This window comes from Macrococcoides goetzii, assembly GCF_002742385.2.
In the GTDB taxonomy this organism is placed as follows: domain Bacteria; phylum Bacillota; class Bacilli; order Staphylococcales; family Staphylococcaceae; genus Macrococcoides; species Macrococcoides goetzii.
In genome coordinates this window covers 23,682-36,579 of sequence record NZ_MJBI02000012.1, presented here as the reverse complement: position 1 = coordinate 36,579, position 12,898 = coordinate 23,682, and the positions used below count along the sequence as shown (strand labels likewise).

The 12,898-nt window shown below is 36.3% G+C and carries 14 protein-coding genes and 1 rRNA gene; all 15 read right to left on the bottom strand.

The genetic code is table 11. The annotated features are described in order from the left end of the window. Positions 1-96 (bottom strand): 5S ribosomal RNA (rrf, locus tag BFS35_RS13095); the annotation flags it as partial. Positions 97-363: 267 nt separating this feature from the next. Further along, positions 364-1,851, bottom strand: coding sequence for a lysine--tRNA ligase (gene lysS, locus BFS35_RS13090; protein ID WP_099577308.1), 1,488 nt, complete (start codon positions 1,849-1,851; stop codon positions 364-366). A gap of 4 nt (positions 1,852-1,855) precedes the next feature. Beyond that, positions 1,856-2,869: a tRNA dihydrouridine synthase DusB gene (dusB, locus tag BFS35_RS13085; RefSeq protein WP_099577306.1), complete on the bottom strand. Its 1,014-nt coding sequence runs from the start codon at positions 2,867-2,869 to the stop codon at positions 1,856-1,858. Positions 2,870-2,879: 10 nt separating this feature from the next. Further along, positions 2,880-3,356, bottom strand: coding sequence for a 2-amino-4-hydroxy-6-hydroxymethyldihydropteridine diphosphokinase (gene folK / locus BFS35_RS13080; protein ID WP_099577304.1), 477 nt, complete (start codon positions 3,354-3,356; stop codon positions 2,880-2,882). Between the two features lie 2 nt (positions 3,357-3,358). Then, a complete protein-coding gene (folB, locus tag BFS35_RS13075) occupies positions 3,359-3,718 on the bottom strand; it encodes a dihydroneopterin aldolase (RefSeq protein WP_099577302.1) in 360 nt (119 codons plus the stop codon). Further along, positions 3,708-4,496: a dihydropteroate synthase gene (folP, locus tag BFS35_RS13070; RefSeq protein ID WP_099577300.1), complete on the bottom strand. Its 789-nt coding sequence runs from the start codon at positions 4,494-4,496 to the stop codon at positions 3,708-3,710. Before folP ends, folB begins: the two co-directional genes overlap by 11 nt. Before the next feature lie 95 nt (positions 4,497-4,591). Beyond that, positions 4,592-5,527, bottom strand: a complete 936-nt coding sequence (cysK, locus tag BFS35_RS13065) for a cysteine synthase A (RefSeq protein ID WP_099577298.1) — start codon at positions 5,525-5,527, stop codon at positions 4,592-4,594. Between the two features lie 85 nt (positions 5,528-5,612). After that, a complete protein-coding gene (gene hslO, locus BFS35_RS13060) occupies positions 5,613-6,485 on the bottom strand; it encodes an Hsp33 family molecular chaperone HslO (RefSeq protein ID WP_099577296.1) in 873 nt (290 codons plus the stop codon). A 60-nt stretch (positions 6,486-6,545) separates the two neighbouring features. Then, positions 6,546-8,621, bottom strand: coding sequence for an ATP-dependent zinc metalloprotease FtsH (gene ftsH, locus BFS35_RS13055; protein ID WP_099577294.1), 2,076 nt, complete (start codon positions 8,619-8,621; stop codon positions 6,546-6,548). A gap of 126 nt (positions 8,622-8,747) precedes the next feature. Next, positions 8,748-9,287, bottom strand: coding sequence for a hypoxanthine phosphoribosyltransferase (hpt, locus tag BFS35_RS13050; RefSeq protein WP_099577292.1), 540 nt, complete (start codon positions 9,285-9,287; stop codon positions 8,748-8,750). Between the two features lie 3 nt (positions 9,288-9,290). Then, the gene (gene tilS / locus BFS35_RS13045) at positions 9,291-10,514 is read right to left on the bottom strand and encodes a tRNA lysidine(34) synthetase TilS (protein WP_099577290.1); all 1,224 of its coding nucleotides are present in this window, start codon (positions 10,512-10,514) and stop codon (positions 9,291-9,293) included. 70 nt (positions 10,515-10,584) lie between these two features. After that, positions 10,585-10,971 (bottom strand): S1 domain-containing RNA-binding protein, encoded by a 387-nt coding sequence (locus BFS35_RS13040; protein ID WP_099577289.1) that lies wholly within the window; start codon positions 10,969-10,971, stop codon positions 10,585-10,587. A gap of 102 nt (positions 10,972-11,073) precedes the next feature. Then, on the bottom strand, positions 11,074-11,457 hold the full coding sequence (locus BFS35_RS13035; RefSeq protein ID WP_099577287.1) for an FtsB family cell division protein: 384 nt from the start codon (positions 11,455-11,457) through the stop codon (positions 11,074-11,076). Positions 11,458-11,468: 11 nt separating this feature from the next. After that, positions 11,469-11,738 (bottom strand): RNA-binding S4 domain-containing protein, encoded by a 270-nt coding sequence (locus BFS35_RS13030; RefSeq protein ID WP_096077830.1) that lies wholly within the window; start codon positions 11,736-11,738, stop codon positions 11,469-11,471. Further along, positions 11,725-12,894 carry a MazG nucleotide pyrophosphohydrolase domain-containing protein gene (locus tag BFS35_RS13025; RefSeq protein ID WP_099577285.1) on the bottom strand — a complete coding sequence of 390 codons (1,170 nt, stop codon included), beginning with the start codon at positions 12,892-12,894 and terminating at the stop codon, positions 11,725-11,727. Before BFS35_RS13025 ends, BFS35_RS13030 begins: the two co-directional genes overlap by 14 nt. Between the last annotated feature and the right edge of the window lie 4 nt (positions 12,895-12,898).

The window sequence follows — 12,898 nt, the reverse complement described above, 5'->3', positions numbered from 1 at the left end:
TCGCGGATCGTAAGACCAACTACCATCGGCGCTAGAGAGCTTAACTTCTGTGTTCGGTATGGGAACAGGTGTGACCTCTCTGCCATCGTCACCAGACAATTTTTCAATACTTATATAAGTATAACAGCTTCGAAGATTATTTCAATAGTAAATTTTACACTGTGTTCATGAACTTTACAATTGATTAACTTTCTTAATATGCCACTCGTTGTAAGCGACTTTTTAATAATACGCAATTTGAATTGTAAAGTCAACGCTTTTTCTTTATTTTTTTAAAGTAAGTAAATTCTGATAATTTTTACAGAATAAAAAAGACTCTAAACCCTTGTTAAATAAGGATTTAAAGTCTTTTAGTATGATTAATTATTTATGTCTCATGTAAGGGAATAGTAATACGTCACGAATAGATGCACTGTTTGTCAGCAACATTACTAAACGGTCAATACCAATTCCTAATCCACCTGTTGGCGGCATACCATACTCTAATGCTTCGATGTAATCTTCATCCATCTCATGTGCTTCATCGTTACCTGCAGCTTTTTCTTCCATTTGTGCTAAGAAACGTTGTTTTTGATCGATTGGATCGTTTAATTCTGTAAATGCATTTGCATGCTCACGACGTACGATAAATAATTCAAAACGATCTGTAAAGCGTGGATCTTCTGGATTTTGTTTTGCAAGTGGTGATACTTCTACAGGATGTCCGAAAATAAATGTTGGCTGTACTAAGTTTTCTTCTACTTTTTGTTCGAAGAATTCATTTAAAATGTGACCGTATTTCATATTCGGTTTAACTTCAACACCGTGTTCTTTAGCAAGACTATGTGCTTCTTCATCAGTTTTCACTTCGTAGAAATCAACACCTGTGTATTCTTTAACAGCATCAACCATATGCCATCTGCGCCATTTTGGTGCTAAGTTAATTTGTTCGCCTGCATAATCAACAGTTGTAGAACCTGTAACTTTCTCAGCAATATGCGCTACCATTTCTTCTGTTAAATCCATAATATCGTTATAGTCTGCATACGCTTCGTATAATTCAATCATCGTAAACTCAGGGTTGTGTCGTGTCGAAATACCTTCATTACGGAATACGCGACCGATTTCATATACTTTTTCTAATCCACCAACGATTAAACGTTTTAAGTGTAATTCAATTGCAATACGCATATAAAGTTCCATGTCTAATGCATTATGATGTGTCACGAACGGACGTGCTGCAGCACCACCAGCGATAGTATGCATCATAGGTGTTTCTACTTCCAAGAAACCTTTCGCATTTAAATAACTACGCATTTCCTGAATAATTTTACTACGCGTAATGAAAGTTTGTGTTGATTCTTCACTAGTGATTAAGTCTAAATAACGTTGACGATAACGTTGTTCAACATCTTGTAATCCGTGGAATTTATCTGGTAATGGACGAAGTGCCTTTGATAACAGTGTAAACGACTTCGCTTTGACAGACAGTTCTCCAGTGTTCGTTTTGAACATCACACCTTCAATACCGACGATATCGCCTAAATCTGCATTGTTCCATAATTCGAACTGTTCATCACCCACTGCATCTTTACGCACATAAATTTGAATTTGACCATCTAAATCTTTAACATGAGCAAATCCGGCTTTCCCTTTACCACGTTTTGTCATAATACGACCGGCGAAAGATACCTTTGATTCTTCCTCTTTATCATGCAATTCTTCTTTAGAAAAAGCATCCCAATCTGCTTTTAATGAAGCAGAAGTTGCTGTTCTCACAAATTTTTGACCAAATGGATCGATCCCCTGGTCTAATAAATCTTGCATTTTTTGACGACGCACCAACATTTGGTCGTTTAATTCTTCTGTCATTTCATTACACTCCTTCTGCGATTTTAGATTCTTCATTTTTCTCTGCTTCAATAATGTATGCTTCGAATGATTTAAGTATATCAACTAATTCGTCACGTGTCTCAGCTTGATTGATTAACTTACGCGCTTTACCATTGCCACGAATTCCTTTTAAATACCATGATGCATGTTTACGCATTTCCATTACAGCTACTTTTTCACCTTTTAATTCAATTAAACGGTCTAGATGAAGTGTTGCAACTTTCATCTTCTCAGAAATATGTGGTTCAGGCATTAATTCACCTGTTTCCAGATAATGCACAGTACGATAAATCATCCATGGATTTCCTAACGCTTCACGGCCGATCATTACCGCATCAACACCAGTTTCATCAAGCATCTTCTTCGCAAGTTCAGGGCTTGTTACATCTCCGTTACCGATAACAGGAATACTTACCGCTTCTTTTACTTGACGAATAACGTCCCAGTCCGCATGTCCTTCATACATTTGAACACGTGTTCTACCATGTACAGCAATTGCTGATGCGCCAGCTTTCTCAATCATCTTCGCATTTTCTACAGCATAAATATGTTCATCATCCCAACCGATACGCATCTTTACAGTAACTGGTTTGTTCACTGCTTCAACAACTGCTGACACCATTTCGTAAACTTTAGGTGGGTCAAGTAACCACTTCGCACCTGCTTCACATTTAATAATCTTCGAAACAGGACATCCCATATTAATATCGATAATATCTGCTGTTGTATTTTGATCAACATATTTAGCTGCTTCAACTAACGTTTCTTTCTCTCCACCAAATATTTGTAATGATAATGGTCTTTCATTCTCATCAATATAAAGCATTTTCATCGTCTTTTCGTTATTGAAAAGAATCGCCTTATCACTTACCATCTCAGCGCACACTAAACCTGCACCAAATTCTTTTACTGTTAATCTAAAAGCTGCATTACACACACCAGCCATCGGTGCGAGTACAACTTTATTATTTATTTCAATATCTCCAATTTTCCACATATGTTTACCCTCACTTATAAATTCTTACATCCGGGTCCAAAGTTACAATGTCACTTATCTTTTTATTTAATACTGGATGAATTGCCTGTGGGGCAATTTCATTCAGAGGAATTAACACAAAACTTCTCTCGTGCATAAATGGATGTGGAACTTTTAAACGCTCACTATCCACTACTAAATCACCAAACAGAACGATATCTAGATCAATCGTTCTCGGTCCCCAGTGAATCTTGCGAACACGATTGAGCTTCAATTCAATTGATTGAATCCCATCCAATAACTCAATCGGTGACAAATTGGTTTCCAATGCGACAACACCATTCAAAAAGTCATCTTGTTCAACACCACCGACTGGCGCTGTTTCATATAAACTTGAAATCTTCGTCACCTTTGTCTCCGGAAGTGTATTTAACAAGTTCAATGCATCGTTAATTTGTCGTTCTCTATCACCCATATTACTGCCAAAGCTTAAATATACTATCGTCATAACTACCTCGTTCTATGAATTTCTACACCTACACCATCATACACACCTGGTATTGGTGGATTCATTTTTGTAATTTTGACTTTTACGGCCATTATCTGATTATAGTGACTGAAGAGTATTTTTGCAATACGTTCCGCTACATGTTCTAATAATTTTGACTGAATAGACATTTCCGCCTTAATGTCTTCATAAACTAATCCATAGTTCACGGTATGTTCAAGCTCATCTGTTTCGCCTGCTTTTTTTAAATCTACATCAAGCTCAACATCAACGATAAATATTTGTCCTATCTGATTCTCCGCTTCAAACACACCATGATATGCATAAAACTGCATACCCGTTAAAAATATTTTATCCATTATAATCTCCTTTAAGTTGATCCATCACTTTAATAAATCGTGCATTCATTTGTACATTATGAACACGAACAGCATCAACTCCTGCATTAATTCCAATCGCTGTAGTAGCAAGCGTACCTTCGTCACGTTCAGTCGGCGTTGTTTCTCCACCTAGCAGCTCTTTCACCATACGTTTACGACTCGTGGCAAGCAGTACTTTATAATCCAGCGCAACTAGTTCATCTAAACGACGCATCACGTGGATTTCCTGTTCGCGAGACTTCGCAAATCCGATACCTGGATCAATCCATATTTTATCACGCCCAATGCCACTCTTTAGCGCTTTATTCGCCTGCGTACATAAATCGGTCACCATATGTTCCATAATGTCCCCAACAACTTCTTCTTTTGCATTATGCATTAAAATTATTTCAGCATTATATTTTTTTACGACTTCAAAAATATTCGGATCATATTTTCCGGCCCATTGATCATTGATGATATGCGCACCATTCTGAAGCGCTGCCTCTGCTACTTCACTTCTAAAAGTATCGACAGAAATAAGCACATCGACATCTTTAATCGCTTTTAATACCGGTACGACACGATTCAATTCTTCTTCTACAGAAATCTCGCTATAACCAGGACGCGTGGAGTAGCCTCCGATATCAATAATATTAGCACCTTGCGCTATCATTTCATGCACGCGTGTCACAGCATCATCAACAGCATTATATTGACCCCCATCAGAAAATGAATCGGGCGTTACATTCAGGATTCCCATCACTAAAGTCTGTTTCATCTATTTCCCCCCCCAGTATATTCATTTCATTATAACAAACTTATTGTAATAAAAATAAGACCGAGACTTGTTGTCTCAGTCTATAATGATATGAATTAGTCCTGAAGATTCGCAAATAACGGTGTTGATAAGTAACGTTCTCCGTTACTTGGTAAAATTGCTACGACATTCTTACCACTACCTAATTCAACCGCTTTATCTATTGCCGCTTTAATTGCTGCTCCAGAAGAAATACCAGCTAATATTCCTTCTTCACGTGCTACTAAACGACTTGTCTCCATCGCCTCTTCGTTTGTAACTTGTATAATACCTGTGTACATATCAGTATTTAATGTTTTTGGAACAAATCCTGCACCAATTCCCTGAATTTTATGCGGTCCTGGTTGTCCTCCACTTAATACTGGTGAATCAGTTGGTTCTACTGCAATAATTTCAACATCTGGATTATGTTCTTTTAATACAGCACCGGCTCCTGATAAAGTACCGCCAGTACCAACACCTGAAATAAATGCATCAATCGATAATCCTTCCATTGCCTTAACAATTTCAGGACCTGTTGTTAATCTGTGCACTTCAGGATTCGACATATTCTCGAATTGCTGCGGCATAAAGTAACCGTGCTCATCTTTTAGTTCGTTTGCTTTTGAGATCGCACCTTTCATACCTTCAGCACCCGGTGTTAATACTAACGTTGCACCGTATGCTTTCAGTAATGTACGACGTTCCTGACTCATCGTATCAGGCATCACTAAAGTAGCTTTGTAACCTTTTGCTGCAGCAACCATCGCTAAACCAATCCCTGTATTACCTGATGTCGGTTCAACAATGTTATCTCCTGGTTTAATGATCCCTTCTTTTTCAGCAGCTTCGATCATCGCTAATGCAATTCTATCTTTCACTGAACTACCTGGATTTTGATATTCTAATTTCACATATACATCTGCTGCACCTTCTGGCACAACATTGTTTAATTTCACTAATGGCGTATTCCCTATTAAATCAGTAACGCGTTCTACTCTTAATGACATCATATTTCCCTCCAAATTGTAATATTATTCTTACTTTTTTCATCGGAATAAGTATATCAAAATTAACATTTAAATAAAAATAATCCGTTTACGCGATGATGCTGCGTAACTCTTCAGGTGTAAAGTGATATTTCTCTCGACAGAAATGACACTCAACTTCAGCACCGCCATCTTCTTCTATCATAGATTCTACTTCTGCTTCACCTAAACCTTTAATTGCAGTTAAGAACTTTTCTTTACCACAGTTACATTTAAATTCAATTGGCATTGTATCGATAATACGAATATTATCTTCACCCAATATCTCTTCTAAAATTTGTTCAGGTGATAATCCTTTATCAATCAGATTAGAAATAGGTTCCATATTGTTAATGCGTTCTTCTAAAAATGAAATCGTTTCTTCACTGGCAAATGGCAATAACTGAATGATAAATCCACCGGCTGCCTGTGTTAATTCTTCAGGTGTACATAACACGCCTAAGCCAACTGCTGCAGGTACTTGTTCACTAGTTGCAAAATAGTATGCAAAATCTTCTGCGATTTCTCCGTTATGAATTTCCGTTGAACCAGTAAAATAATCTCGCATACCGATATCTTTAACAACATTAATGTATCCACTACGTCCTACTGCTTCACCAACATCCATTTTACCTGGTCTAATCGATTCCACCTGTACATGAGGATTTTGTACATAACCACGTACTTCACCTTTTGCATTTGCGTCAACAACAATCTGACCAAGGGGTCCGCCACCGTTAATTGTTATTGTTAATTTCTCTTCATTCTTAAGCATTGCCCCCATCATTGAACCTACTGTTAATGTACGTCCAAGCGCAGCTGTGCCTACACGCCACGTATCATGTTTTTCTCTTGCAGTTTCCACTAAATTTGTTGTTCTTACACTAAATGCACGCACTTCATCATTAAATGCTAATGCTCTTACTAAATAATCTTTTGTCATTGTTTTTCTCCTTTTAAAAAGAGGCGGAATCGAAGCAATGCTTCTTCTCCGCCCCTTATTTTAGAATTTATCTTTGTCTAATTTATCTACTTTTGGTTCTGGTTCATTTTTAGATTCATCAATCGGCGCATCAGGTTTTTTTAATTGTTCCTTCACTTCTTCATACGAAGAACCTGCGTCTTCTGAATCATTACCGTCAACATCTTTAACCGTCACTCTAGAATCATCAGTTTTATCTACTACAACTTCTTTTTCTTTCATGTGATATAGATGTGAATCATCATAGCTTACTTCTGGTAAAGTACCGTCAACGAATAAACTATTGATTTGGTTTGCTACCAATGTTTCTTCTGTTAATAAAGTCTTCGCAATTAAATCAAGTTTATCTTGATGTTTCAGAAGGATTTCTTTACATCTCGCGTAACTTTCTTTAATAATACGTTGAACTTCCAGATCGATTTCATACGCAATTTGATCTGAGTAGTTCGGTTCGTGACCCATGTCACGACCTAAGAATACTTCACCTTGTGTTTGACCAAATTGTAATGGTCCAAGTTTATCGCTCATACCATATTCAGTAACCATCTTACGTGCGATACCTGTTGCACGCTGGAAGTCATTATGTGCACCTGTAGAAACTTCACCAAATGTGATTTCTTCAGCAACACGACCGCCTAATAATCCGACAATCTTATCTAATAATTCAGGTTTAGTCATAAAGTAACGATCTTGTTTCGGTAACATCATCGCATATCCACCAGCTTGACCACGCGGTACGATTGTAACTTTATGAACCATTTCTGCTTCATCTAATACACAACCGATAATCGTATGTCCCGCTTCATGCCATGCTACGATATTTCTTTCTTTCTCAGAAATAACACGTGATTTCTTCGCCGGACCTGCAATAACACGGTCTGTTGCCTCATCAATATCACGCATATCAATCTTCGTCTTACCTTGACGTGCAGCAACAAGTGCTGCTTCGTTTAATAAGTTCTCTAAGTCTGCACCAGAAAAACCAGGTGTACGTTGACTTAAAGCTTTTAAATCTACTGTTTCATCAAGAGGTTTATTACGCGCATGTACTTTAAGTACTGCTTCACGGCCTTTAACATCTGGTGCCCCAACTTGAATTTGACGGTCAAAACGTCCAGGACGTAATAACGCTGGATCTAAAATGTCTGGTCTGTTTGTTGCAGCAATCATTATGATACCTTCGTTCTCACCGAAACCATCCATCTCAACTAATAATTGGTTCAGTGTTTGTTCACGCTCATCGTGACCACCACCAACACCAGCACCACGCTGACGTCCTACTGCATCAATCTCATCGATGAAAATGATACATGGTGCATTTTTCTTAGCATTTTCGAACAGGTCACGTACACGACTGGCACCGACACCGACGAACATTTCAACGAAGTCAGAACCACTGATAGAGAAGAATGGAACGCCTGCTTCTCCAGCAACAGCACGCGCGATTAACGTTTTACCTGTACCTGGAGGTCCAACTAAAAGCACGCCTTTTGGAATACGTGCGCCCATCTTCACAAATTTACGATTATCTTTTAAGAAATCTACAATTTCAATTAATTCTGCTTTCTCTTCATCTGCTCCAGCTACATCTTTAAAGCGTACTTTTTTCTTTTTATCATCATAAAGTTTTGCTTTAGATTTACCGAAATTCATAACACGGCCGCCACCGCCGCCGCCTTGTGATTGAGATAGGAAGAAAATAAAGACAAATGCTAATAATAATAATGGAATTAAAGTACTTAACATACCTAAAAATACATTTTCTTTATCAGCCGGCTTTATATCAAATTTCAAATCACCATCTTGCTCTTCAGCAATTTTAGTGATTTTATCTAAATCTTTTTGGTTATTATACATCAGTACCGAAGTAAATGTTTCATTTGGTTCAGCACCTTTTAATTTCCCTTTGACTAAATATACATCTTGTCCAGGCTGGATCGTCATTTCTTTAACATTACCTTTTTCCAGCTGAGACATTAATTTCGTGTATGTCATCTGTTTTGGCATCGAACCCGTGCCATTAATCATTGAAAACACACCGAATAAGACGATACCTATTAGTGTTACCATCAATATACTACGAAAGGCTTTTTGCATTCACGTTGTCCTCCTACCTATTTGTAAAGCTAACAAAGATTTTAACACAATAAATGTTGTTCAATCTACTAATTAAACTTACACAATTTTTACAAATTTTATTTTTCTTTTCAGTGCAATGCTTCACTATTTAGTATAAACTTCTTCTTTTAATAATCCAATGTATGGCAGATTACGATATTTCTCCTGATAATCTAACCCGTAACCTACAACAAAGTCATCCGGAATTTTCTCGCCTACATATTTCGCTTCAATATCTACTTTACGGCGCATAGGCTTATCTAATAATGTTACGATTTCAATTGAATTCGCTTTGCGATATTTTAATAGATCAACGATTGCATTAAGCGTCGTTCCAGTTTCTAAAATATCTTCGATAATAATGATATCGCGCCCTTCAACAGAAACATCTAAATCTTTTAATATTTTAACTTCTCCTGTTGATTCTGTGCCGCCATGATAAGATGAAACATCCATAAATTCCATCTCAACATGGGTATCAATATGTTTGATTAAGTCTGCCATAAATAGAATTGATCCTTTTAAAATTCCAACGCATAAAGGTAGTTTACCTTCATAATCAGCCGTAATTTCTTTTCCAAGGCGCTCACAAGCTGCTTCAATTTGTTCTTTCGTTAATACAATCGATTCAATATCGTTATGCATGATTTAGTTCTCCTTTGTAATTATTATTTTATTATTGAAAGGGTGATGGTTAGATTTATAATGGCCAATCGCTATTACTTCATCTTCAACACAAACGATTGGTATTTTGGGACGGTCGTAAACAGGTATTTTTAAATCTTTAAGAATACGCGCTACTTTTTGATGCATACCGTTGATTTCGATAACATCTCCATCTTTTCTTGTTCGAATTGTGATTGGACTAATTTCATCTTTAATCTCTATTTTATAATCATTGAAGTAATATTTCCCGGGTGAAACCACTTCTAAATTGTCATCAGTCTTTTCATTTTTATTTCGTACTATCAATTTATCATATGCAATTTGAATATGCCAATCTGGAGCGATTGCAAACGAAGCATGTGTTGCATCACTTTGAAGTACACGTATCACTTCATTTAAAAATCCAAAGCTTACAGCATATTGTGCAACATATTTCTGAATAAATTTAACGAGCACACGTTGAATGACTAATCGATTTTCTTCTGACAACTTATATCGTGATAATGCATTATTTTCAATATCCATTTTATAACGCTCAACATGTAAGTCGATTAAATCATCTACATCTTCCATATAATCAGCTAAATTCAATAATTGATGCTTATCTATTGAAGAATCATCTAATACTTTAAATACATCATTACGTATAAAGTTTCTTAAATATTTGCTGTCAGTGTTCGATGCATCTGTCATATACGGTACTTTAAATTCATGTGCATATTCTATTAATTCAGCTTTACTCACATTTATTAAAGGACGTATCAGTTGATAACCATCACGTGCTACCACCTGCTGAATATTTATCGGTTGATAGTTATAACGGTTCGTCATCAGTCTAAAGAATATGGTTTCGAGCTGATCATCTTTATGGTGCGCCGTTAATAAACAGTCAATATGCTTTATATTAATTTGTGTTTCGAAAAAATGATATCTAATATCTCGTGCCTCACGCTGGATACTTTTGTTCGGGTTAAATGAGTTTTTAGGGATCGTATAAGTAATTAGTTCGATATTATGTTGCTTACAATATGCTTGAATCATTTTTTCCTCTTCATCTGATACGTCACGTAACTGATGATTAACATGCAATGCATACAACTTCTTATGATGATTTAATATGTGCACCTTATCAAGCAATACCATGCTATCGACCCCACCCGAAACTGCAACCGCTACGGTGTCATATTCATTCCATAAACAATCCAAAATCTCACCACCTCAACAAAAGAAGAGCTCAGGGTCAGACCCTAGCTCTTGATTTAGATAAACAAACGTATTAACGCTTTGATCCTCTGCCACCACGACGTGACTCTGTTTGACGTTTAATTGAAGTTAGTCGATCTTCACTGTCTTTTAAGAAATTTGATAATTTTTTTTCAAAGTCTTCAGGCTTTTTCTCAACTTTTGGCGGTGCAGGTTTTCTTGGGCGTTCTTTCGCTTTTTTAATTGAAAGGCTAATCTTTCCATCATCACCAATTGTTAATACTTTAACTTCTACTTCATCGCCAACTTTTAAATGTTCAGCAATATTTTCTACGTAACTATCTGCAACTTCACTAATGTGAACTAATCCGCTTTTGCCTTCAGGTAACTCAACGAATGCACCGAAATTTTTAATGCCTGTAACTTTACCTTTTAATTTGTTTCCAACTTCAATTGCCATAAGTTTAATAAATCCTCCCGATTAATTCTTCATAATATATCATTATATGCTTGATTTTCTCTTTTTACAACTTGATTAATCAAATTATCTGTGAAGTCTGACTTATTCAGTTGCATCTTTCTTTTTATCTTTTTCAGGAATCTTAAAGATTACTTCTCCATCATTACTTAAGAAATATTCACTACGTGCAATCTTTTCAATATATTCTTTACTATTAAGCTGTTTTAGGCGTTCTTTCAATGCGATTTCTTTATCTTTAAGTTTTTCCAGCTCGACAGTTTGTTTCGCTTGTTCCTGTTTCAAAGCTCTATTGGTATTCATTTGCATAAAGAGGAGTAACGTCAAAAATAATAAGATAGCCAGAAGTATGCCTCCAAAGACTGTCATACGCTTTCTTACAATCATACTACTTTTACGATTCAATCGATTAATACGAGCCTGTTCCTTCGTGTATTCATTTTCAATTTTACGTACTTCTTTAGCCATACGTAACACTCCTATTCAAAAGGCTGTTCAATTTTTTCTTCTTTTTTTACTTCAAACATCCCTTTTGCATTATCTTTTGTTGCATGTTCTTTCAAGTCTGTGACTTCAACAGTAATGATGCGTTGTCCTAAACGTACTTCTAATTCATCTCCAACTGCTACAGTGCTTGAAGCTTTCGCAACATTACCATTGATTTTAATTCTACCTTGGTCACTCACTTCTTTTGCTAATGTACGACGTTTAATTAAACGTGATACTTTTAAATATTTATCGAGTCTCATCTATTCCACCTTCAATTTCTTTCAAAGCATCTTTTAAAGATACGTTTTGAATTTTATTCAAATCATATAACTTTAAGAATATATCTGCAAAAATTTTCTCTTTTTTCACAGTACGTTCTTGTTTTCCTTCTTTCCCTTTAGCATCTTTCCAGACATCATGTAATTCATCTATTGTTGATATTGATTCATCTCCAAAGACATGCGGGTGACGACGAATCATTTTATCCGTAATGCTCTTTACTACTTCTCTTGCATCGAACATGTAATCTTTTTTCGCAATCGCACTATGAAATACAACTTGTAATAATATATCGCCTAACTCTTCGATGATGTTATCAATATCATCATTATCAATCGCTTCAAACAATTCATATGTTTCTTCTAATAAATAACGCTTTAAACTTTGATGCGTTTGTTCTTTATCCCAAGGACAACCATTTTCACCTACAAGTGTATCCATCACTGCTGTGAAATATTCAAAGTCCCCTGATAATTGCTCATCATTTAATGGCGGTACAAAAAGTGACGTTAAATTTGATAATGCAAAGTCATGGTCCATTTCATGTAAAGGTCGCCATATTACATCTGCATCTTCTCCGCGTGCACCTGTAACGATCGCAACGTTATGTTCAGCAGGGTAAATTTCTAGCAACGAAACTTTGACATCACTTGCGATCAACTGATCATACACTTGCGTTACAATGAGAGCATTTCTAGGGTTAATTGATGATGCATCAAGCATCGTTCCGTCAAGCATCTGGAAGCCATTATTCGGATCAAACTGCACTGCCTGGAACAAATCATCGATAAAACTTTTCCCGCCTAAAATTTCAATATTTAACGTGTCATCTGCCAGCAATAACTCAGTTGTAGATTCTGCAACCATCGGATGACCAGGCACTGCATAGATAATATCTTCTGTTTCAGCCATAGCTTTCAGACGACTCACTATTTCTTTATAGACATTGCCGAAATCATCATTCTCTTCATATACTTCATCAAAGCTCATCCATTCAATCTCTTCTAAATCTTCAACAACTGGATGACGCAATGTTCTTACATAGACTTTATCTGCCTTATTTAAAAAGCGATATATTCCAAAAGGTAACTCATCTAGACCATAATTCCCTAGACCTACAATCGTTATTTTATTCATCCAA